A 22969-nucleotide genomic window follows, 5' to 3' on the forward strand; every position below is an offset into this window, starting at 1 on the left:
GAATGGTTAGGCTAACCTAACCAAGATCTTCGGCCGATGCGATGCACCATCGGCGGCCCTCGATCCCCACCCCGCCACCAGGCGACCAGCGCGCAGCTGCTCGTCGCGATGCCGCCTGCCTCGCTCCGGTTCGCCCGGCGCGGCCCAGGTTCGATGGAGAGAACAAGCGCATGCCCACCGAACTACCCGCCGGGCTCCAGAAGGCCCTGGAGATCGTCGGCGGCCAGCCGTGGCCCGAGGGCGACGAAGCAGGACTGGAACGCATCGCCGGCGCTTGGGATTCGTTGATAGGCGCGATCGACGAGACCGCCGCGGCGCTGCGGAAATCGGTGCACGGGCTGCAGGAGCACATGCGCGGCGAATTCGCCGAGTCCTACGGGGACCACGTCCGCGGCACGCTGCTGCCGACGCTCGACGGCCTGCGGGAGACCGCGCGCGGACTCGCCGACCAGGCGCAGAACACCGCCGCGGACATCCAGTACGCCCGGATCATGATCGTGGTGCAGCTGGTGATGCTGGCGGCGACGATCGCGCTGGCCTGGATCCCGGGGATCGGGCAGGCGCTGGTGGCCGCGGCGGCATCGGTGGCGCGCGTGGTCATCGGCCGGGTGCTCTCGCAGGTGCTGGCGAACATCATCGCGCGGGCGGGCACCACCGTGGCCGGGCGCGTCGCGTTGAACGCCGCTTCCGGCGCGGTCGTCAACGAAGTCGTCGAGCTGTCGCTGGACGCCACCGTCCAGGGATTGCAGCTGGCCACCGGCAAGCGCACCGACTGGAACGAGCAGTTCACCAAGGGAGCGGCCATCAGCGGCGCGGTCGGCGGAGCCGCGGCCGGGGCGGCCGGTTCGCTCGTGCACGAGCTGACCCGGATCGGCGGTGCCGCGCTGAAGAAGTCCGCGAGCGCACCCGGTGCGGGTGGCGGCCTCGGCCGCGACGCGGTGCGCGGGATGGACCGGTTCGCGGACAGCCGGGCCGGGAAGGAGGCGAACCGGGCCCTCGGCGCCGGAGCTCAGGGCGCCGCGGCGCTGGCCGGGGACGCGGCGGCGAACGCGGCCGGCGGGATGCAGGGCGTGGGCGCGTACACGTTCACCTCGGCCGCGTTGGAGAGCCTTGCGGGCGGACGCGGTCGAGGACGCGGCGGTGCCGGGGCCTACGGCCCGGTGCAGGCGGCGCCCGACGTGGGCGACGCGATCGGCGGGCTGGATTCGGTGACCACCGAGTCGACCGGGCCGGACCTGCCCAGCGCGGAATCCGCCGCGCGCGGCGACACGACGGCGTCCGATGCCGCCGCGGGCGGTGACCCGGTCAGGACGGTCTCGCGGGACGCCGTGCCGGAATCAGGTCCGGAGCGCGCGGACGGCGTTGCCGAAACACGTCCCCGCGCCGCACCGGATCCGCGCTCGTCCACAGTGGAGTCGAATTCATCGAGCGCGGCTCGCTCGACCTCGGGAGCCGAAGCGATCGCGGACGCGGTTCCCGCCACGCGACGGTCCGACGACGACTCCGGCACGGCTCCGGCTCCGGCTTCGACCACGGGTTCGGACGCGCCGCGGGGCCGATCCGAGGCGGAGGGCATCTCCAGCAGTGATGCGAGAAGTGCCGAGCCGAGCCAGGAGCGTCGCGAGGAGTCCACCCCGGCGACGCCCCGGGAACGAGCCGCCGCACTGCACCGGGAGTCGCCCGCTCAGGATTCCGCGATCGAAGACCACCGGAATACCGGTTTCCCTGAGAACACCGCGCAGAATTTCACCGCAGGGCAACGGGAAACGCCGGTCGAACATCGCGCGTCGGAGTCGGCACGGCAGTTCGCCGCGGCCGAGCGGGCGGAGACCGCGACCGAGCAGACGCCCCGCGATCCGCGATCGGAATCCGCCGAACCGGCGCGCGGAACCGGACACCCGCACCCGGCGGAATCCGGCGCGGCACAGGGGCGGAACGCCACAACCGGGGACGACACGGCTGCCCCCTCCCGCACCTCGACGTCGGCGGAGTCGGCGCCGGACGCATCCGCCCGGCAGGACTCGCCGACCGCCGACACGACGACGGAGCCCGCGCCCCGTGTCGCACCGCAGGAACCCGCTGGCATCGCGCCGCACGACCCGGCCACCGCGGACGGCGCGCGGCACGACGACACCGCATCGCCGCAGCGCGCCGTCGGCGAATCCGCGCGGAGCGAAACGGCTTTCGCGCGACCCGCGAGTGATTCAGTGTCGTCCGACTCCACCGATGTGCTCGCTGGGGAGCACTCGCGCACAGCTCCCGTGCCGCACTCCCCCGTCGACCGCGCAGCTCCGTCCGAACTGAGCTCCGCTCAGGACGGCGACGCGCCCAGCGCCGCCGCGCGTGCGCAGGGCGACTCGGCATCGCCCCCGGTCGCGCCGCGCGAAGCGGCACCTGAGGCCGAACTCGCCGCGACCACCGCCACCGAGCGCGCACCGCACGAGCAGGACGACACGGCCCCGGCCGAGCCTCGCCAGCGCGACGTGGAACGCGCCGAGCCGCACGACCGGGAGACTCCGCAGGAGCAGCACCGCGACCACCGCATTGCACCGGCCCAGCCGGACGGAACCGACCGGTCGGTGATCCAGCACGCCACCGACCACTCGGATCCGGGCTCCCGGAGCGAAACCGGCCAGCGGGAGCCGACGATCCAGAACGAGACCCGCCAGCCGGAGTCGACGATCCACAGCATCACCGCCCGACCGGAGCCAGGAGCCCGGAGCGAGACGGATCAGCCCGGCTTCCGGCAGCGGGGTGACACCGCCCAGGTGGCGCGAGACAGCGCCGAACGGGTCGCGCCGCCGGAGCAGCGCGTCGGCCAGGAGGGGACCCGATCCGCTGAGCCCTCAGCGGTTCCGGCCACGACTCCGCTGCCGAACCACTCGGTCGCGACGCACTCCGCACCGTCCTCCGCACCTACGACGGCGAGCCCTTCCGGCACCGCGAGCACCCCCGGCATCACGAGCGCTCCCGGCACCCCTCACGATGCGCACACGCGACCGGCTACCAGCAGCGACCCGAGCGGACCGGCGGGGAACGCGACGCGCCGCCCGGCCACGACCTCGGCGACGGCCGAGACCGGCGCCGCCCCTCCAGACCGGCGACCGGACGCGCCCGCCCCGCCGCCGCGCGCGCACCTGCGTCAGGAACGCGCAGCGGAGCCCGCCCCGCGCGCGCACGAGGATTCGGCGCCGCCCGCCCGCGAGCACGCGCCCCGCTCGGGACTCCCGACCGTTCCCGAGCGGGCGCACCTGTCCGACGCGGACGGCATCCCGCTGCGCGAGCTCCCCACCCGATCCAGGGGCGCGGAGCTCGACCCGGCGTCCGAACCCGACCGGGCACCGCTCGCGGCGACACGGCTCCAGGAGGGTTCCGGCGACGTCGTCCTGGACATCGACGGCACCGCTCCGCGCGAAGGCCCGGTCACCGAGCGGACCCAGCGCGTCCACGACCTGGTGCGGCACAACGCGGTCATCGCCGACGCCATCGACGGCACCGCGCTGCGAGCGGACGCGCGGGCCGCGCTGCACCGAGCGGAGGTCCCGGCGGCGCGCGTCGACCGGTTGCTCGACGGCCTGTCCGACATCGCGCTGAAGGACGACTTCAAGGTGCTCACCCAGGAAGGACTTCGGTTGCGCACCGGGCAGGGCGCGGACGCGGTGGAGGTCCACGTCCGGCTGCGGCCCGGTGACGACACCTCGGACGGCGCCTCGCCGGAACCGACCTCGGGCAAGCAGGACTTCGCGCACGGCACGGATTCGGTGGCGGGCGGCGCCTACGGCAAGGCCGCCGGGGACAAGCAGTCCGGTCCGCGCCGCGACGGCGGATTCAACCACTTCCTGTCGCTGCCGCCCCCGACGGGCACCTCGAACCCGCACCGCACGATCGACCCGTCGTTCGGGTTCCGCGGCGCCACCCCGCAACCGTCCTGGGCGCACGGCGACACCACCGAGCTGGAGCACAGCGCGAGCTACACCCCGCCGAACACGTGGTCCGGCAGCACCCACGACCTCGTGCACGACCTGGTCGTGCGGCGCCCCGACCGGACCACGGCGAGTTCGGGGACGCAGCCGGGCGGCGCGAAGCTGACCATGCCGGAGGTGCTGGTGCAGGTCGACGCGGCCGAGGCGAAGTCAGCGGGCGGCCCGCGCGCGACCTTCGTGCGGGGTGATCAGGGACTGTTCGACGTGCTGAGCGATCTGGTGGGCGGTCATCCGCGGTGGACGGCCGCGACCGGCGCCGTGAACTCGCCGGTGCGCAACGACCTGCTGGAGCTCACGGGGAGCAAGAGCCTGTCGCACCTGGGCAACGACGTGCTCGACGGCTCGACGCTGACGAAGGCGCTGGAGATGCACGACGACGCGGGCCGCAGGCGCACCGCGCAGGTGGAGATCCGGTTCCGGCAAGGCGGCGCGCGGGGGTTCACCACTCCGCCGCGCCCTGAACCGGCGACCTCGGAGGCCGGATCGCAGCGGCCCGGCACGTCCGCGGGCACGAGCCCGGCGGAGCGCAGCGATCCCGGCTCATCCGAGCTCCGTCCCCCGCCGGACTCGGAAGAAGCGGCACGCAGCGTCCCGGCCACGGCGGAGACCAGCGCATCCGACGAGACGTCCGGATCGGCGGAAACCGCGCGGAAATCCGGGAAGGACGCCGAACCGGACGACGAGCCGAAACCGACGATGCTCACCGAGCAGGGCCGCGGCTACAAGAACGAGGCCTCGCACACGGCGGGGTCCGCGCAGCCGTTCAACGTCAACGCCGGGCTCGGGCTCGGCTTCACCTGGAGCCTGTTCGACAAGCCGGGCACCGCGCAGCCGAGCTACACCCACGGCGACCGGCTGGACCTGCGGCTGGACGGTCGGGCGTTCCGGTCCAGCGGCACCGACCGCTCCACCGTGCGCACGGTGGAGAACACCGCCGCGACCACGTGGTTCGGCAGCGGACGGCTGCACGGCGTGGTCGGCGACCTCACCTACGACGTCACGGTCCGCTTCGACGACGGCCAGGTCCGCCACGCGGGCCACCACGTTCCGGAAGGCGCCACGACCTGGTCGCTGGCCGAGCCCGACGCCCCGGACAAGCCGGCGGACGACCCGGGCCACCTCGCCGAGGACAACACGGCCCCGTTCGCTCCACACCGGGTGATCGGGGCCGCGGAGACCCACTTCCCCAACGCCGACGGCCTGCGCACGGCGCTGCGGGACCGGTTGCCCGCCGCCGTGCTGCGCGATGACGCGGGGACCGCCGGGAACGTGCGCGCCTCGGACAACGAGGTGGCGTTGCGCTACTTCACCTCGCCGCGCGGGTTGCTGTCGCACTCCCCCGAGCTCAACGGCGACGGCATGTCGTTCCTGCTGAACCGGGGGACGCACGCCGGCACCGGCACCCCGGACGACTTCGTGCGCGTCGTGATCCGGGCGGTGCCGCGCGAAGGCTCCGCCGTCGAAGCCGGCACCGCGAGGGCATCCGCGGCGGGGAGCTCACCCGACGCGCGGGACACCGCCGACGCGAGCACCACCGACTCTGACGACTCCGGGAGCACGCGACCCGTCGGCCTCGCCGGCTCAGCGGACGGCGTGGTTCCTCCCAGCAGCGCGCAACGCCGCTACACGCCCGAAACCGACCGCTCCCGCGAGGGATCCGGTTGGGAGGACACGACGTTGCGCGGCGAACTGCAGGAGAAGGGCCGCATCGACCACTCCGAAACGGTCCGCGGCGCGACCACCGCCGGCGGCGGTTCCGGGGTTCGCGCGGGCATCGGCTCCGAGCGCATCAACCGCACCCTGGAGTTCACCGCCGGGTACAACCGGTCGTTCGGCGGCGAGCAGCGCACCGTGGACTCCTCCAGCGGGCAGGGACGCGGGTTCGGCTGGTCCGGGAAGAAGTTCACCGCGCACCAGCGCCCGATCGACTACGAGATCTCGTTGCGCGACAACGGGATCGTGGAGCGCTTCACCGTCGACGGCGGCGCGGCCACCACCTACCGCAGCGGGCGCACCGCGCTCACCGAGCCCGCCACCGACGGCAACTCCGAGTACCGCGCGGTCGACCACGACGCCCCGGCGCGCCCGGACGGCTGGGCGCCCGGCTCGTTGCCGGACCACTTCGCCGTGCACGGGCTCGACCTGCCCGCGGGCCGCGCCGATCGGCTCAGCGGCGAGCTGCTGGGCGAACACCCGGACGGCGCGCAGGTTGCGGAGCAGCAGGTGCACGTCTTCGCGGGCGAGGACAAGGTCGCGGTGAACCTGGACCGCGCCACGACCGGCACGTACACCACCCCGGTGCACCGGTACGCCGAAGGCGAATGGCTCGGTTTCCGCAACCGGCTCGGCGACGCCGCGATGCACGTGGCGCTGAGCAATCCGCGCGTCTCCGGCCCGCCGACGAAGATGACGTTGACGTTCATCGGCAAGTCGACCGGCTCCACCGGGCACGGTTCGGAACGCGGCAGGACCGACTACACCTTCGGCAACGGCCGGATGAGTGTGGCGCCGATCAAGCAGTTCTACCTGCTGCCGCAGCCCGGTTACGGGTACGCGCGCAACGACTCCGAAGGCGGTTCGGTCAAGCAGGAGCACGAGCACACCACGACGACCACCTACGACGGTCCGGCGTACCTGGTCACCTACGACACGACGACGCTGCTGTCCGGGCGCGACGTCGTCCACACCGGGGTCGGCCCGTACGACGGGCGCGGTGTCGGCGAGTGGCGGCACGCGCAGGCGGACCGGCGGGACTCGGTGCAGGTGTGGGTGCCCGCGCGGGAGATCGACCAGGTCGGGTTGCCGCCCGGCTGGGACGACGGTCACGACCGCGCGGACGCCGAGCCGCGCACGTCCGGCGAACGCGCGCCCGCCTCCGACCGCGCGGGCGAGGGCGACGACGCGTCCCGCGGCACCGCCGAGGAGCGGCCGGTGCCGAGGCTGGTCCTCGACGGGCACGCCTCGCCGAGCGTGCGTCCCGAGGTGACCGAACGACTCGTCTCGCAGATCAAGGACTCGCTGCTGCGGGTGCCGCCCGCCGAGGTCCCGCAGGCCGCACTGGCCCGGTTCACCCGCTTCCTCACCTCCGGCATCGCCGACGCCGCGGGACGCGTCGTCCACGGTTCCGGGCAGCGGGTCGCGGCCGAGGACCTGGCTCGGCAGGTCCTCGGTGACGTCTCGCCGCGCGGCCTCGCGACGTTGCTGCCCGACCTGGTGGGGCTCGGCAAGGAGTGGTCGACGTCGGTGGACGGCCCGCTCGGCTCGACCAGGCTGAGCCTGCTGCTGCGGGCTCGGCTCGGCGAAGGCCGTTTCACCGGGACCGACGAGGGCTGGTCGGACAACCACCAGTCGAAGGCCACGACGACCACGAGCGCGGTCGTGTCGTCGAGCCGTTCGCACAACGGCAACTTCTCGCTGCGCACCCCGATCTACACGGACGCGCAGATCGCTCGCTCGGTCGGGGCGGGCGCGATGACGACGGGTTCGCTCGCGGACACGCGCAAGCGCACCGAGGAGTCGGTCACCGAACGCACCACGTCCCAGTTCACCTCCGGCGACATCGCCTGGTTCAGCCACCCGATCGAACTGGAGCTGGAGGTCCGCCGGACCGCGCACGCCAACCACGCGGCGCGCGCGCTCACGGGCGGCCTCGTCGACAACATCATGCCCGGGGCGGACGTGCGGCATCCGCGCGTCGACGCCATCCCGGACGCGGTGCACAGCTACCACCCCGCCGGAGAGAGCGCCCCCGGTGACCGCGAGGCGCAGCCGGTCACCGGATTCCCCGACGCGCACTACTCCCGCGCCGGCGGCGGCTCGATCGCCGGGGTGGTGCGGGACGTCCTCGACGGTGTCCCGGCGGGCGAGCACACCGGGCAGGCTCCCCCGGCGGTCCCGCCGGAGGCGACCTCGGCCCGCCAGGCCATCAACACCGGGGCGAGCCCGTCGGCGCTGTCGGCGCACCTGCCGGACGCGCTCGGCGACACCGGCTACCGCTTGGACGGGCTCGACCACGACGCCCGTTACCGGACCGCGTTCGGGCAGCGGCACCCGTTGCGGTCGCTGACCTTCCACGTCCGGCTGGAGCAGGCGCGGGTGACGCCCGCCGGGTACACGCCGCTGGAAGGCTTGGAGATCAACAAGACGGAGGTCTCGAAGAGCTCGGTGAACGACGAACGCACTTCCGGTCCGATGTGGAACACGCTGATGGCTTCGGCTCCGCTGACCCTGTTCCCGCGGCCGACGGCGGGCAGCAGCTTCGAACCGGGCACCGCGCTGACCGAGATGGGCGAGGTGCGCGGCAGCGGCCCGGCGCTGAGCTGGCAGCGCACCGACACCGCCGCCCTCAACGGCAAGAAGACCGAGGACATCGAGCTCTCCGACGGGGAGATCTACCTGGTCGAGGCCCGCGCGCGGTGGACCATCACCCCCGGATACCGGGGCGAGGTCCCCTCGGAGTGGACTGCGCCCCGGACCGCGCGGGACGCGGTGCACGTGCGCACCGACGAGAACGGCTTGCGCGCGATGGGCCTGGAACCACCGCCGAAGACCGAGGACGACTCCGACGCGGAGTCCGACGTGTTCTTCGACGCGGTGTCGGACTTCGGCGAGGACGTCTTCCACGACGCCCCCACAGACCCGGCCCCACCAGGAGACGAACCCACCTCGGAGCTGGCGCACTTCCTCACCCCGAGCAGAGAGAACCGTTGAGAATTTCTAGTCACCGGCGAAGCCGCTGAGCAGCGACCACCAAAGCAACTGGAACACCCGCGGGTTCTCAGCTGTCTTCTCGCGAGGACAGCTGAGGTTCCGCCAAGCGACCCACCAAGCAAAAAGACCCCGACCCCCATCACAAGTCGGATTCGCCGAGGCGGTGTAGGAGGCGGGTGAGCTCGGCGACGTCGTCGGGGTTCCAGCCGCCCAGCGCTTCGCGCCACCGCCGCGCCTGGTCGGCGAGCTGCTCGGCGACCTTCGCGCGGCCGTCCTCGGTGAGCACGACGAGGCGGGCGCGGGCGTCGCTGGGGTCGGGCACCCGTTCGGCGAGGCCGATCCGCACGACGGCGTCGACCTGCCTGCTCACGGTGGACTTGTCCAGCGACAGCGCCCCGGCGATGGCCGACATGCGCATCGCCCCCTCCTTCGACAGGAGGACGACCAGCGGATAGGCGGTCGGGTCGAGCCGGGGGTGCACGGCGCGGGCGAGCTCGCGGGTGCGCAACCGCGTGCGGCGCCCCAGTTCGCGCATCTCCTCTTCCAGGGCTGGCAGGTACTCCTCCGCGGACACCTGGCTCCTTCCGTGCCGAACCGATCAGTTGATCTTACGGCTCGTCTTCGCTCTCGGCCTGCGCAGCGGGGCGAGCACCGGAACCTCAGCGGCGACGCCGGTCAACGGCTTCGCCGCTGACGAGAACACGATCGACCATGCTGCTCATCCGGCACGACGAGTTCACGGGCGAGCAGTGGGAGACCCCGCCGCGGATCGATCAGGTCATCACCTGATCACCCAGGGTGCACGCGACGCCCTCCCCGGTGCTCACACCCGGTGCGAGACCAGGCATCCTGGGCACCGTGCCGCCAGGCGGCACCCACTGAGGAACCGGAACCAGAGGAGGCACGGCATGAGCGAGCCCGACCCGTTGATCGACCCGACCCGCGACCCGAACCCCGGCGTCGCCGACCACGCCGCCCCCGAGGGCGCCGACATCGATCCCCTGATCGACCTGTCCCGCGACCCGAACCCCGGCGTCCCCAACCACGCCAAGCCGGACGAGGACTGAACGTCCTTCTCCGCAGCGACTTGCGCGGCGGTCGAGTAGCGGAACCTCAGCGGCTTCCTCGGTGCGGGATCGATCTCTCATGCATGCCGTACACAGCGAAATCGGTGCCCTCACGAGGAAGCCGCTGAGAACCCGACCGCTCGGGGTGACCTTCGCCGCTGCCGGGGTTCCGAACCGATGACCGCTGTGGCCACCGGCGGGTCCTACGGGCTGTAGCGCAGCACCGGGTCCTCCGGGGGTCTGCGCCTGCCCTTCTCGACCGGGCGGCCCTTCATCTTCCAGCCGATGCCGCGGGCCATCTCGCGTTCGGCGTCGCGGGCCGCGATGTCGCGGCGCTTGTCCCAGTTCTTCTTGCCGCGGGCCAGCGCGAGCTCGACCTTGACCCAGCCGTCGCTGAAGTACATCGACAGCGGGACCAGCGCGAACCCGGTCTCCCGGGCGCGCACGTTCAGGGCCCGGATCTCCTTGGCGTGCAGCAGCATCTTGCGGGTGCGGCGCGGCGTGTGGTTGGTCCAGCTGCCGTGCCAGTACTCGGCGATGTGCAGGTTGCGCAGCCACACCTCCCCGCCGTCGACGGTGGCGAAGGCCTCCGCCAGCGAGGCGCGGCCGAGCCGCAGGCTCTTCACCTCGGTGCCGACCAGGACGAGTCCGGCCTCGTAGGTGTCGACGATCGTGTAGTGGTGCCGCGCCCGGCGATTCGTCGCGATCACCGAGCGGTCCCCGTGCTGGACCATGCCTCCGACTCTACGACCTCCGCCCGAGGTCGTGTTCCGGCCGCCATGATCATCCGATCGGGTGGGTTCGGCCCCGACCGTGCGGTGATCGACCGCCCGCCTGCTGGACTGGCCGTGATCGATTTCCGCCTTCCGGGAGGAACCACGGTGCGACTCCGACTCGACCGCCTGCGCGGTGCGGCCCTGCTGCTGCTCGTGCCCACCCTGATCGCGCTCGGCTGCCCGCCGGCGAGCGCGGCTCCCGTCCGCGACGGGCGGTCCTGCGCGGCGGCGCTGGACTGCTCGGCGCTGGAGCTGGAGCGGTTGCCGCTGAGCGAGCGGCTGGTGTTCGTGCGCGCGATCCAGGACGAGATCGCCGCCGAGTACATCCCCGGATTCCGGCACTGGCGCAACATCGAAGGGGTCATCCGGTTCTTCGACGAGAACGGCTTCGGTGCCCCCGGCACCTGGGTGTCCTACGTGGACGCGGCGATCCTGGAGGGCGTCGAGCGCGGCGCGGCCATCGCGCTGGGCCGCTCCGAGGACGACTTCGGCAACCCCGGTTCCGAGCTGTGGGCGGACTACCTGCGCCGTTCGCACCGCGGCGAGCTCACCGACCGGTGGGTGCACGACCCGGCGTGGGGCAACGCCGAGCAGGCCTCCACCGAGCACGGCCTGCGCTTGGCGGCGGCTCACGGCGCGGTGGCGAGCAGGGTGGACGAGCAGATCTACGAGTTCTCCGAGTTCTACCGGTGGTTGCTGCGCAACCCGCAGACCGCGTTGCTCGCGCTGAACGAGGCGCTGCGCGGAACGGTCGGGCTGCCGCTGCCCCCGGCGGACTTCCTGCGCTGGTTCACCGACGTCACGATCTCCGAACCGACCTACCGGGGCGGGCACCTGGCGAGGGACGTCGCGGTGCCCGACCCGGTGGCCGCCCCGATCAGCGCGTTGCGGCTGCTGCTGGCCTACGCTCCGGAGCTGCTCGCCGACGACCGGGTCAGTCCGTAGGCCAGCGGGGTTCGGCGAGCGGGTCGATGCCGAGCGCGCTCTTGCCGATCGTCTCCAGCGCCACGTCGTTGTTCGGCGGGTGGAACTGCCCGGCCCGCACGTCGCGGTAGAACCGCTCCAGCGGCAGCTTCCGGAAGATGCCGTGCCCGCCGACCATCCGCACGCACTGGTCCACCGCCTCGTCCGCGGCGTTCACGGCCACGTACTTGAGGGTGTTGAGGTCGGCGGGCGCCAGCACCTCGCCCGCCGCGCGCCTGCGCAGCCCGTCGGAGACCAGGGCCTCCGCCGGTCGCAGCAGCAGTTCGATCCGGCTGGCGTTGAACACCTGGGCGGGCTGGCGCGCCATCGGCAGGCTCGCCCCGGTGACGGTCCGGTTCGTGACGTAGTCGTAGGCGAACCGCGCCGCGGCCCGCGCCACGCCCAGGTAGATCGACGCGACGGTGAACGCGAACCAGGCGAAGCCCCGTTCCTGCACCTCGTCCCACACCGCCGGGTCGCTGGGCTTGCGACCGCGCTGCACGGCGGCGTCGGGCACGAACACGTCGTCGAACTTGACGTCCCACGAACCGGTGCCGCGCATCGCCATCGTGTCCCAGGTGTCCACGAAGCCCAGGCCCGGAGTGTCGCGCCGCAGCCCGAACAGCAGCAGCTCACCGGTCTCGGTGTCGGCGGCCGTCCCCCAGAAGAAGCCGAGCACCGGCGCCAGCGAGCAGAACGATTTGCGCCCGCTGATGACGTAGCCGCCGTCGGTGCGCTTCGCCGGGGTCGACGAGGTGCGCACGTTGAGGCCGGTGGCGGCGTCGGTGAGGCTCCCGCCGACGATGGTGCCGCCCGCGGCGAGCCGGAAGATCGGTTCGGTGGCGGGATCACCGGCGGCCCAGCTCTCCGCGGCCGAGCCCAGGCCGAACACGTGCATGTTCGCGGCCAACGCCGTCGAGGCGCAGCCGCCCGCGAGGATCCGCTGGCATTCGGCGACGGTGGCGAGGTCCGCGCCGCCACCGCCGAACTCCGCGGGCACCGCGATGGTCAGGTATCCGGTCTCCCGCAGGCGCTCCAGGTTCTCGACCGGAAATCGGCCGGTGCGGTCGATCTCGGCCGCCCGTTCGGCGAATTCCGCCGCCAGGTCGGTGGCGAGCGCGGTCCAGTTCGTCATTGCTTCACGGCTCCACGATGATCTTGCAGTGTTCTTCGGGATCGCCGAGGGCGTCGAACGCCCACGGCACGTCGTCCAGCCCGACCCGCGCGGTCACCAGCGGGGCGACGTCGACGTCCCCGTCGGCGATCGCCCGCAACGACTCCGCGAACTCCGCGGGTTCGTAGCCGAAGGCGAACCGGACGGCGAGCTGCTTGGTGACGGCGAAGTAGGGGTTGATCACGTCGTCGCCCATGCACACGCCCACCACGACGACCTGGGACCCGGCCGGCGCGTGGCGCAGCACGTCGTTGAGCACGCCGGGCACGCCGACCGCCTCGAACACGACGAGCCGCCGATCACCGCCGACCCGGCGCCACGCGGCCCACCCGGTCTCGGCGGCGGGATCGACGACGTGGTGGGCGCCGAGACGTCCGGCGAGCCGGCGTCGCGCCGGGGAGAAGTCCGCGGCCACGATCGGCGCGACGCCTCGGGTTCGCAGCGCGGCGATCACGGCGAGACCGACCGGCCCGCAGCCGAGCACGACGGCGCCTTCGCCGGTGGGTGCGGCGAGGTTCACCGCGTGCAGCCCGACGGCCATCGGCTCGGTGAGCGCGGCGTGGTGCGCGGGCAGCCCGTTGGGCACCGGGAGCACCAGTGGCGCCGACAGCAGCATCCGCTCGCCGTAGCCGCCGTGCACCGTGTTCGAGTACACGATCGGCGCCGGCCCGTTCTCGGCCAGCAGCAGGGGGAAGGACGTCACGAGCTCGCCCGGGCTCAGGTCGGTCTCGGTGTCCGGCCCCACTTCGAGCACCTCGGCCGCGAACTCGTGTCCCATGTGGACATCGCGGGCCAGGTCCACCTCGTCGGCTTGGAACGGGAGTCCGCTCATCTCGCGGCCCAGCGCCAGCATTTCCGCGCCGTGCCGGGCGAAGTGCAGGTCCGATCCGCAGATCCCGCAGGCCTTCACCCGCACCAACACCTGGCCCGCGCCCGGTCGGGGTTCGGCGATGTCGTCGCGGACGAACACGCGGCCCGAGTTGAGCACCGCCGCGCGCATCAGGAGCGCTCCTGCTCGGCGGCGTGCGACTTGATGGCGTTGCCGATCGCCTCGCCCGCCCGGCCGAACAGTTCCTCACGCTTGCCGGTGGCCCACTCGTGCGAGGCCCGCGGCGCGCTCAGCCTGCCCTTGAAGTGCGGCAGGACGTACTGAGCGAACAGCCGGTACGAGTTGAGCGTGCGCTCGGGGCTCGCCCAGTCGTGGCCCAGCATCAGGAACGTGCCGAAGCCGCCGGACTGATCGAGCAGCATCTCGATGTGCGCGATGGCGTCGTCCGGCGTGCCGATCACCACGCTGTCGGATTCCGCGTAGGCCGCCGCGTACTCGTGACGGGACCGCGGCTCGCCGTCGACCTGCTGGGCCAGCGGCACGAACCCGGCGCCGCCGCCGAAGTACGCGCCGAACTCCGGCAATCCGTAGGCGCAGTCCGCGATGGCCTGCTCCTTGGTCTCGGCCAAGTGCATCGCTCCCAGGACTCGCCAGCTCGCCCGGTCCGGCGCGGGACGACCGGCCTTCGCCGCCTCCTCCTCGACGACGCCCCAGGCTCGCCCGATCGCGGCGAACCCGTCGGCGAGCGCGGACATCGACAGCGACAACAGCGAGGCGCCGTGCAGCCCGGCCAGCCGCGGCCCGGACGGCGAGACCATCGCCGCCACCGCGACCTCCGGATGCGGCCACGAGTACGGGCGCAGCTGGAGCCGCGCCTCGTTCATCTCGAACCAGTCGGTGCGGCGGGTGACCGGCCCGTCCTCGGTGAACAGCGCGAGGATCGCCTCCAGCGACTCGGCCATCATGCGGCGCTGCTCGACGGGGTCGATGCCGAGGATGGCGGCGTCGGTGGGCAGCGCGCCGGGCCCGGCACCGAAGATGAGCCGACCGCGGGTGAGGTGGTCCAGCAGCACCAGCCGGTCCGCCAACAGCCACGGGTGGTGGTACGGCAGCGACACCACACCGGTGCCGAGCTTGATGTGCCGGGTGCGCTGCGCGGCGGCGGCGATGAAGATCTCCGGGGAGCCGATGATCTCGTAGCCGCCGGAGTGGTGTTCGCCGAACCACGCCTCGTCGAACCCGTACTCGTCGAGCGCTTCGACGCGCCGCAGGTCGTACTCCAGGGCCAGCGTCGGGTCTTGGCCGGTCGGGTGGAAGGGGGCGTAGAAAACGCCGAAGTTCATGGGTTTCACGCGCGCTCCTGCTCTGCGACGAAGTCGAGGAACGCCAGCAGCGCCGCGTTCACCTCATCCGGCTTCTCCTGCTGCACCCAGTGCCCCGCGTCCGGCACCAGCACGTCGCCCTGATGCCGGGTGAGCCATCCGTCCTGAGTAGACGGTGGTGCGCCGACGAGCACCGGATCGAGCGCGCCGCCGATGAACGCGCTCGGCACCCGCACCTTCGCTCCCGCCAGCTCGGGAGTGATCTCCCAGTTGCGGTCGAAGTTGCGGTACCAGTTCAGGCCTCCGGTGAACCCGGTGCGGGCGAACTCCGCCGCGTAGTGGTCCAGTTCGGCCTGACTCAACCAGGCGGGCAGCCCGGCGGGTTCCGGGAAGCGCTCGATGAACCCGCGCCCGTCGGCCGCGGATACCATCCCGCTTTCCGCGCCCGGCTCGACGCGGACGCCGGAGAGCAGCCTGCGCATCGTGCTCGCCGGGTCGGCGGCCAACTCGGCGTCGGCCACGCCGGGTTCCTGGAAGTGCAGGATGTAGAAGAACTTGCCCCGGAACGCCTCCCGCCACAGTTCGGTCGGCGGGCGCGGCGGTCGCGGCGAGAACGGCACGCTCATGCCGCACACCCCGGCGACGCGCTCCGGGTACAGCAGCGCCGTCTGCCACACCACCATCGATCCCCAGTCGTGGCCGACGAACACGGCACGCTGCTCCCCGAGGTCGTCGAGCAGCGCGATGAGGTCGTCGGCGAGGTGCCGGATGTCGTAGGCGGCGATGTCCTCCGGCTTGCCGGAGCGGCCGTATCCGCGCTGGTCCGGCGCCACCGCGCGGTATCCGGCGGCGGCGATGGCGGGCAGCTGGTGGCGCCACGAGTAGGCGAGTTCCGGGAAGCCGTGCGCGAAGATCACCGGCGGGCCGGCTCCCTCCTCCACGACGTGCAGCTCGACGCCGTTGACGGCGACGGTGCGCTCAGGCATCGGCGGGTCTCCTTTGACATGAGCCGGGAGCGTGCGGGCTGCTCGACCAGGCGGCCGGAGCGGATTTTCCTTGCCGCGCGGTCGAAAACGTCGGTCTTTTATTTTGGCAACGCCCGTGTCCAAATATAGGACATGGCAACACCCGTTGCCAATACCCGATCACTCGCGGACACCCACGGCCCTCGACGCCGCCGCCGTGCACGGCGGGGCGACCGCCGCGAAGTAGGGTGAGCACCGTTGTCCACCACCGATGAACCCGGCAAACCCGGCCGCTGGGCCGGAAAACCGCCCGCGGACCGAGTCGCGGAGCGGCGAGCGCTGCTGCTCGACGCCGCCCTCGACCTGCTCGGCACCGAAGGCTGGACCGGCACCTCGGTCCGCGCCGTCTGCCAGCACGCCCGGCTGAACCCGCGCTACTTCTACGAGAGCTTCCCCGACCTCAACGCCCTGGTCATCGCCCTCTACGACCGCCTCATCGACGACCTGCACACCGAAGTCCGCGCCGCCGCCGAAGCCGCCGGGAACGAACCGCACGAGCGGGTCCGCGCCGTCGTCGACTCCACGACCCGCTTCGTCGCCGAAGACCACCGCCGCGCCCGCGTCCTCTACGTGGAAGCGCTCGGCAACGAGGCCCTCAACCGCCGCCGCATCGAAACCGGCCACCTCATCGCCCGCTACGTCGAAGCCGACGCCACCCGCGGCGCCCCCGGAGACCCCGTCGTCGGCATCACCGCCGCCGTCCTCGTCGGCGGCTTCAGCGAACTCCTCATGAGCTGGCTCGACGGCCGCGTCCCCGTCACCCGCGACCACCTCGTCGACGACGCCACAGCCCTCTTCACCGGCCTCGGCGACACGGCGGCGAGGATCGTCGGCGAGCGGGGTTGATCCCGCACTTCCGGAAGCGGAATCGGCAACGTGCAACCGAATACCGCCGCTCATGCCACTCCACACCGACGCATTCTCCGCCGGGTCGCCACAACTGATCTTTTCGAGTGATTCGCGGTTGGTGGCATTGCAGGTTCGGCACACTGAGGCGCATGTCCGAGACGGAGAACGTCCGCAACGACATCAGCGGCACTGTCGAGAACGCCCTCCAGGTCGGAGTCGTCCACGGCGACATCTACCAGAGCGGAGTGCATCAGCATCACCATCACGGTCAGCGGCTGGAATGGCCGTGCCGGGTCGGGGTGATGCCACCGCGCGCGAACTGCTTCCAGCAACGCGATCTCAGCGCCATGCTGACCGAAGCCACGGGCACGGGCGGCACCACCCCGCTGAGCCACGTCCTCGCAGGGCTCGGCGGTGTGGGCAAGACCCAGCTCGCGGCCGAATACGCTCGACAGCGCTGGGGCGACCGCGAGGTCGATCTGCTGGCGTGGATCACTGCGGGCTCACGTGAGGCGATCGTGTCGGGCTATGCCGCCGCCGCGCTCAAAGTCGGGCAGAACACCAACACCGCGGAGCGCGACGATGAGGAAGCGAGCAGGCGCTTCCTGGAATGGCTGGAAACGACCGACCGCCGGTGGCTGCTCGTCCTGGACGACGTCCAGAACCCGCGGGACCTCAACGAGCTGTGGCCACCGCAGCAGCCGACCGGGCAAGTGCTCGTGACCACCCGTCGTCAGGACTCCGCCCTCACGCAGCTCGGACGGCGCATCGAAGTCGGCTTGTTCACCCCGGCTGAATCGACCGCCTACCTGCACGCGAAGCTCGCCGACCGGTCGGCTTCCGCCGCAGGAGCCGAAGAACTGGCCGAATCGCTCGGGTTTCTTCCGCTGGCGTTGGCCCAGGCCGCCGCCTACCTCAACGATCGGGATCTGACCTGCTCGGCATACCTGCGGCGATTCGCCGATCGGCGCCGCCTGCACGAGTTGGTGCCCGAGTCTGAAAGCCTGCCGGACGCGCACCGCACCACCCTCGCGACCACGTGGTCGTTGTCCGTGGAGCTCGCCGACCAGCTCGCGCCGTCCGGACTGGCACGTCCGCTGCTGGAAATCGCCGCCGTGCTCGACTCCAACGGCATCCCCGACGCCGTACTGACCTCTCCCGCTGCGTTGGCCTACATCACCGCGAGGTCCGGCCGGACGAGTCCGGTGCGGGCCGACGACGTGCGGGACGCAGCGCATTCCTTGAACCGCCTGAGCCTGGCCACCGTCGATCCCGACGACCCGCACCGCAGCGTGCGGGCGCACGCCCTCGTCCAACGCGCCACCCGCGACCAGCTCACCGAACAGCACCTCGCGGAAGTGGCCCGCGCCGCGGCCGACGCGCTCACCGAGACGTGGCCGGAGATCGAGCACGACGCCGGATACGGGCAGATCCTGCGGACCAACACCGACACGTTGCGCATCAACGCCCACGACCACCTCTGGAATCCTCGCTGCCATCGGGTGCTCTTCCGCGCGGGCGCGAGCAGGGGCGAGGCCGGACTCGCCGCCGAAGCCGTCAACTACTTCCGCCACCTCTACGACCACACCAGCCGACTCCTCGGCCCCGACCACCTCGACGCCCTGGCCGCGCGTGGCGACCTGGCCGATTGGCAGGGCGAGGCCGGAGACGTCAGCGGTGCGATCACCGAGTTGAGCGAGCTGCTCGACGATCGATCTCGCGTGCTCGGCCCCGACCACCTCGCCACCCTGGCCACCCGGAGCAACCTGGCCCTGTGGCGAGGCAGATCGGGAGATGTCGCCGGGGCGATCGAGGAATTCGAGCAACTGCTCACCGACCGGTGCCACGCACTGGGGCCCAGGCACCCCCACTCGTTGACCGCACGCAGCAACCTGGCGCTCTGGCGCGGCGAGGCCGGGGATGCCGCCGGAGCGATCGCCGAATACGAGCAACTGCTCACCGACCGGACCCACGCGCTAGGGCACGACCATCCGGACACCCTGGCCACCCGCAACAACCTGGCGCATTGGCGAGGCGAGGCAGGCGACGCCGCCGGGGCGATCACCGAATACGAGCAACTGCTCACCGACCAGACCGAGGTCTTGGGGCCCGATCACCCCCGTACGCTGACCGCACGCAACAACCTGGCCAACTGGAAGGGCCGTGCAGGAGACGTCACCGGGGCGATCAGTGACTGCCAGCTGCTGCTCACCGCGATGCTCGAAGTGCTGGGCCCCGACCATCCCCACACCCTGACCGCACGCAGCAACCTGGCGAACTGGAAGGGCGAGGCCGGCGACGTCACCGAGGCCATCACCGAATACGAACAACTGCTCACCGACCGGTCCCGCATACAGGGGCCCGACCATCCCCGCACCCTGACCGCACGAGGCAATTTGGCCCATTGGCGAGGCGAATCGGGAGACATCGCCGGAGCCATCACCGAATACGAACGGCTCCTCGCCGACCGCCACCGCCTGCTCGGCCCCGACCATCCACGCACCCGGACCACCCGCGACAACCTCGCCCATTGGCGCGGGAACTCGGATGCCGCAGCGATCACCGAGCACGAGCAGCTGCTCGCCGACCGATCCGACGTTCTGGGTTTCGACCGCCCCGACGCGCACACCTGACGATCCGCGACTCGGCGGAACGGCCGAGGCCGTGCGAACTCCACGACCTCCTGGACTCTCGCTATGCCTCGCCCTCGCCGAGACCCGCCGCCGAAAGTCCTCGTCGCAGGTCCGTGATCAGGTCGTCGACGCCTTCCAAGCCCACCGACAGGCGGATCAGACCAGGTGCCACTCCTGCTGCGCGCTGCTCCGGTTCGGGGAGTTGGGCGTGGGTGGTGGAGGCGGGGTGGATGACGAGGCTGCGGACGTCGCCGATGTTGGCCAGGTGGCTGAACAGGGTCAGCGAGTCCACGAAGCGGCGTCCGGCCGGCGCTCCACCGGCGAGGTCGAAGGCGAGGACCGCGCCTGCGCCCTCGGTGAGGTAGCGCTTCGCCGAGGCGTGCCACGGGCTCGACGGCAGGCCCGCGTAGTGGACGCGCGTCACGTTCGGCTGGTCCTGCAGCCAGTCCGCGATCGTCCGGGCGTTCTCGGTGTGGCGGGTCATCCGCAGCGACAGCGTCTCGATGCCTTGCAGCAGCAGGAAGCTGTTGAACGGGGACACCGCCGGGCCCAGGTCGCGCACCAGCCTCGTGCGGACCCGCATCAGGTAGGCGAGTTCGCCGAATTCGGCGTCGAAGATCAGGCCGTGGTAGCTCGGATCGGGACGGGTCAGCTGCGGCCAGCGCTCCGGCTCTGCGGCGTAGTCGAACCGGCCGCTGTCGACGATGATGCCGCCGATCCCGGTGCCGTGGCCGGAGAGGAACTTCGTCGTCGAGTGCACCACGACGTCCGCTCCGTGGTCGAGCGGGCGGCACAGGTACGGGGTGGCCACGGTGTTGTCCACGATCAGCGGGACGCCCGCGGTGTGCGCGACGGAGGCGACGCCTTCGACGTCGAGCACGCCGCCGCTCGGGTTCGCGATGGTCTCCGCGTACAACGCCCTGGTCCGGGGGCGCAGCGCCGCGCGCCACTGGTCGAGGTCGTCGGGGTCGGCGACGAAATCGACGGTGATGCCGAGGTCGGCGAGGGTGTGGGCGAACAGGTTGTAGGTGCCGCCGTAGAGCGCCGAGGACGCCACCACGTGATCTCCGGCCTTCGCGATCGCCAGCAGCGCCAGCGTCGAAGCGGCCTGGCCGCTGGCCACCGCGACCGCGCCCAGCGCGTTCTCCAGGTCGGCGATGCGCTGCTCGACGACCGACGTCGTCGGGTTCGACAACCTGCTGTAGGCGTAGGTGTCCAGGTCCTGCAGGGCGAACGCGGCGGCGGCGTGCTCGGCGTCGTCGAAGACGAACGAGCTCGTCTGGTAGATCGGGGTCGCGCGCGCCCCGGTCGTCGCGTCCGGTGCGGAGCCGGCGTGCACCTGCCGGGTTTCGAAGGACCAGCGTCGATCGGTCACGGTCAGCGCACCTCCTGCGCGTCGAGCACGTCGGACCACCAGCGCCGCGCCACCTCCGGGTGCGAGCGCACCCAGCCGAGCACCGCGTTCTCCCCGAACGCCGCAAGCAGCGGGTTGTCCGCGTCCGCGCTGACCCCGCGCGCCTCGGCGGCGAGTTCGGGTGGCAGTTCCAGCGGTTCCACGACGGCGTCCAGGCGCGGCGCCAGGAAGAACGGCACCGAGTAGCGGTCCACCCCGGCGGCGGGACTGCGCACGCGGTGCCGGGTCGCGGTGAGGTAGCCGCCGGTGGCGATCTCCAGCATCTCCCCGATGTTGACGACGAACGCGCCCGGCACCGGATCAGCGTCGATCCAGCCGCCCTCGTCGTCCTGCACCTGGAGCCCGGCGATCGAGTCCTGGTGCAGCAGCGCCAGGTAGCCGTAGTCCTTGTGCGCTCCGACGCCCTGTTCGGAATCCGCGGTGCCCGGGTAGTGGATCAGCTTGAGGTGGGTGCTCGCCTCCTCGTCGAACCACGCGTCGAAGTGGTCCTCGGCCTGCCCGAGGGAGGCGGCCAGCGCGCGCAGCACCTCGCGGCTCACCCGCAGCACCTCCGCCTGCCAGGCCAACGTGGTCTCGCGCAGCTCCGGCAGCGCCGCCGGCCACTGGTTCGGGCCGATCAGCCGCCGCCACGCCGGATCTCCGGGCCCGGTCGGCACCGCGTCGCGCTCCGGGCCGATGTCGAGCTGCTCCCGCTGGTCCGGGGCGCCGCCGGTGAGTTCGCGGCCGGTGGCGGTGTAGCCGCGGAACTGCGGCGAGCGCACGTTCTCGATCTCCCTGCGCTGCTCCAGCGGCAACGCGAAGAACCGGCGGGTCGCGGTGAAGATCCCGCGCATGAGCTCGTCGGGCACGCCGTGGCCCACCACGTAGAAGAACCCGACGTCGTGCGCGGCGTGGCGCAGCTCCGCCAGCAGCGCCTCGCGTTCGCGGGGGTCGCGGAACCGGGACAGGTCGATCAGCGGGAGCGCGGGCTGCGACATGGTGGCACCTCCGAGCGGGAGCGTAGGCCGCGAAGATCCACCTGTGGTGATCTCCCACTGGACGGGACCCGATCGGGTCACGTGATGCCGCCGGGCGCGTGATCCGGCGCGACACGGGAAAAGCCACCGCTCGACGGAGCACACCTGCAACCTTTCTGAAAATGATTTCCATCTTCAGTTACACTGGTGCCGTCATCGCGAGAACGGGAGGACGGATGAAGGTTCGGGCATCGCTCAAGTCGCTCAAGGAGAAGGACGGCTCCCAGGTCGTGCGCAGGCGCGGCAAGCTCTACGTGGTCAACAAGCGCAACCCCCGCTGGAAGGGCCGCCAGGGCTGACCGGAGGCCGGGGTTCGGCGATCCGGCGAGCCCCGGCCGAGCGGCCACCGCGACGGAGACCACATCGAACCGGACTTTCCGCGATGAACCACCCACGCGATCTCCGCAGCTCAGCACGCCCCTCGCCCCGGCACCCCGCGCCCCACCTGCGGCGCGAGGTGTAACGCCGAGATCAGCGATCTCGAAAAGCTGATGAGCGACAGCGAACAGCGCCACCTCGGGGCTGTTCGTCGCGGCGGACAGCGAGGGGACCTGTCATGTCCTGGGGTTATGCGGTGATCGACGTCGAGACGACGGGCCTGCTGCCGAGCGCGGGCCATCGCGTCGCGGAGATCGGCGTCGTGCTGCTCGATCCGGCCGGTGCGGTCCAGGACGAGTGGCGCACGCTCGTCGACCCCGGGCGCGACCTCGGCGCGCAGCACCTGCACGGGATCACCACCGCCGACGCGCGGTCGGCCCCCGCGTTCGCCGCGATCGCCCCCGAACTCACCCGCCTGCTGACCGGCCGGGTGCTGGTGGCGCACAACCTGAGCTCCGACGCCCGGTTCCTCGCCGCCGAGTACGAGCGCATCGGCTACGGCGCGCTGCACGTGCCCGCCGCCGGCCTGTGCACGATGAAGCTGTCCAACAGCTTCCTGTACGCGGCCGGGCGCAGCCTCACCGCGTGTTGCGAGGCCGCGGGCGTACCGCCGGCCGAAGCGCGCTCCGCGCTGCACGAAGCGCGGGCCGCCGCCGGGCTGCTGCGCTACTACCTGCAGCTGTCGCCCGACGATCCGCGCTGGACGTGGGCGGAGCGGACCGCGCGGTCCTGGCCGTGGCCGGTGCTCGACGGACCCGTCGCGGCGCCGGCGCCGCGACGGCACCCCGACGCGGGGCCGGACCACAACAAGGCGCGGATCGGCGGAAGAT

General features: G+C 72.0%; 15 protein-coding genes. 7 read left to right on the plus strand and 8 right to left on the minus strand.

Annotated features, from left to right (window positions below):
- The first annotated feature begins 170 nt into the window (after positions 1-170).
- Positions 171-8693, plus strand: coding sequence for a WXG100-like domain-containing protein (locus ACWD38_RS07785; RefSeq protein WP_450123628.1), 8523 nt, complete (start codon positions 171-173; stop codon positions 8691-8693).
- A gap of 139 nt (positions 8694-8832) precedes the next feature.
- On the opposite strand, the gene ACWD38_RS07790 is transcribed toward ACWD38_RS07785, so the two are convergent.
- Positions 8833-9267: a MarR family transcriptional regulator gene (locus ACWD38_RS07790; protein WP_221315854.1), complete on the minus strand. Its 435-nt coding sequence runs from the start codon at positions 9265-9267 to the stop codon at positions 8833-8835.
- 334 nt (positions 9268-9601) lie between these two features.
- On the opposite strand from ACWD38_RS07790, the gene ACWD38_RS07795 reads away from it, so the two are divergent.
- Positions 9602-9760, plus strand: a complete 159-nt coding sequence (locus ACWD38_RS07795) for a hypothetical protein (RefSeq protein ID WP_184486159.1) — start codon at positions 9602-9604, stop codon at positions 9758-9760.
- A 203-nt stretch (positions 9761-9963) separates the two neighbouring features.
- Here the strand turns inward: ACWD38_RS07795 and smpB are convergent, their stop codons facing one another.
- Positions 9964-10494, minus strand: coding sequence for an SsrA-binding protein SmpB (gene smpB / locus ACWD38_RS07800; RefSeq protein ID WP_450123629.1), 531 nt, complete (start codon positions 10492-10494; stop codon positions 9964-9966).
- A gap of 147 nt (positions 10495-10641) precedes the next feature.
- Between smpB and ACWD38_RS07805 the strand changes: the two genes are divergently transcribed.
- On the plus strand, positions 10642-11481 hold the full coding sequence (locus tag ACWD38_RS07805; RefSeq protein WP_184479908.1) for a hypothetical protein: 840 nt from the start codon (positions 10642-10644) through the stop codon (positions 11479-11481).
- On the opposite strand, the gene ACWD38_RS07810 is transcribed toward ACWD38_RS07805, so the two are convergent.
- From ACWD38_RS07810 to ACWD38_RS07825, 4 genes are read right to left on the minus strand one after another with little or no spacing between them, the layout of a single operon-like run.
- The gene (locus ACWD38_RS07810) at positions 11471-12634 is read right to left on the minus strand and encodes an acyl-CoA dehydrogenase family protein (RefSeq protein WP_450123630.1); all 1164 of its coding nucleotides are present in this window, start codon (positions 12632-12634) and stop codon (positions 11471-11473) included. The two genes, ACWD38_RS07805 and ACWD38_RS07810, sit on opposite strands and share 11 nt — an antisense overlap.
- 4 nt (positions 12635-12638) lie before the next feature.
- Entirely contained in the window at positions 12639-13673 is a 1035-nt protein-coding gene (locus ACWD38_RS07815) for a zinc-binding dehydrogenase (RefSeq protein ID WP_450123631.1), read from the minus strand.
- Positions 13673-14845 (minus strand): LLM class flavin-dependent oxidoreductase, encoded by a 1173-nt coding sequence (locus ACWD38_RS07820; protein WP_450123637.1) that lies wholly within the window; start codon positions 14843-14845, stop codon positions 13673-13675. The genes ACWD38_RS07815 and ACWD38_RS07820 overlap by 1 nt, the downstream gene beginning before the upstream one ends.
- Before the next feature lie 5 nt (positions 14846-14850).
- A complete protein-coding gene (locus ACWD38_RS07825) occupies positions 14851-15810 on the minus strand; it encodes an alpha/beta fold hydrolase (RefSeq protein WP_450123632.1) in 960 nt (319 codons plus the stop codon).
- Positions 15811-16047: 237 nt separating this feature from the next.
- Here ACWD38_RS07825 and ACWD38_RS07830 point away from each other — a divergent pair, with 237 nt between their 5' ends.
- Both ACWD38_RS07830 and ACWD38_RS07835 read left to right on the plus strand, forming a co-directional pair.
- Positions 16048-16695 carry a TetR/AcrR family transcriptional regulator gene (locus ACWD38_RS07830; RefSeq protein WP_450123633.1) on the plus strand — a complete coding sequence of 216 codons (648 nt, stop codon included), beginning with the start codon at positions 16048-16050 and terminating at the stop codon, positions 16693-16695.
- Between the two features lie 107 nt (positions 16696-16802).
- On the plus strand, positions 16803-19331 hold the full coding sequence (locus ACWD38_RS07835; RefSeq protein ID WP_450123634.1) for a tetratricopeptide repeat protein: 2529 nt from the start codon (positions 16803-16805) through the stop codon (positions 19329-19331).
- 61 nt (positions 19332-19392) lie between these two features.
- On the opposite strand, the gene ACWD38_RS07840 is transcribed toward ACWD38_RS07835, so the two are convergent.
- Both ACWD38_RS07840 and ACWD38_RS07845 read right to left on the minus strand, forming a co-directional pair.
- Positions 19393-20706, minus strand: a complete 1314-nt coding sequence (locus ACWD38_RS07840) for an O-acetylhomoserine aminocarboxypropyltransferase/cysteine synthase family protein (RefSeq protein ID WP_450123635.1) — start codon at positions 20704-20706, stop codon at positions 19393-19395.
- 2 nt (positions 20707-20708) lie between these two features.
- On the minus strand, positions 20709-21722 hold the full coding sequence (locus tag ACWD38_RS07845) for an isopenicillin N synthase family dioxygenase (protein WP_184479916.1): 1014 nt from the start codon (positions 21720-21722) through the stop codon (positions 20709-20711).
- 215 nt (positions 21723-21937) lie between these two features.
- Between ACWD38_RS07845 and ykgO the strand changes: the two genes are divergently transcribed.
- Together ykgO and ACWD38_RS07855 are read left to right on the plus strand one after the other, a co-directional pair.
- Entirely contained in the window at positions 21938-22060 is a 123-nt protein-coding gene (gene ykgO, locus ACWD38_RS07850) for a type B 50S ribosomal protein L36 (protein ID WP_184479917.1), read from the plus strand.
- 257 nt (positions 22061-22317) lie between these two features.
- Positions 22318-22969 (plus strand): 3'-5' exonuclease (locus tag ACWD38_RS07855; RefSeq protein WP_450123636.1); only part of this gene is annotated, 652 nt, incomplete at its 3' end.

It is taken from the genome of Saccharopolyspora sp. NPDC002578 (assembly GCF_053592695.1).

Coding starts and splice junctions, on each gene's coding strand:
- ykgO (WP_184479917.1), top strand. CDS start 21,938: ATGAAGGTTCGGGCATCGCTCAAGTCGCTCAAGGAGAAGGACGGCTCC.
- ACWD38_RS07825 (WP_450123632.1), bottom strand. CDS start 15,810: ATGCCTGAGCGCACCGTCGCCGTCAACGGCGTCGAGCTGCACGTCGTG.
- ACWD38_RS07820 (WP_450123637.1), bottom strand. CDS start 14,845: ATGAACTTCGGCGTTTTCTACGCCCCCTTCCACCCGACCGGCCAAGAC.
- ACWD38_RS07845 (WP_184479916.1), bottom strand. CDS start 21,722: ATGTCGCAGCCCGCGCTCCCGCTGATCGACCTGTCCCGGTTCCGCGAC.
- ACWD38_RS07810 (WP_450123630.1), bottom strand. CDS start 12,634: ATGACGAACTGGACCGCGCTCGCCACCGACCTGGCGGCGGAATTCGCC.
- smpB (WP_450123629.1), bottom strand. CDS start 10,494: ATGGTCCAGCACGGGGACCGCTCGGTGATCGCGACGAATCGCCGGGCG.
- ACWD38_RS07795 (WP_184486159.1), top strand. CDS start 9,602: ATGAGCGAGCCCGACCCGTTGATCGACCCGACCCGCGACCCGAACCCC.
- ACWD38_RS07815 (WP_450123631.1), bottom strand. CDS start 13,673: ATGCGCGCGGCGGTGCTCAACTCGGGCCGCGTGTTCGTCCGCGACGAC.
- ACWD38_RS07785 (WP_450123628.1), top strand. CDS start 171: ATGCCCACCGAACTACCCGCCGGGCTCCAGAAGGCCCTGGAGATCGTC.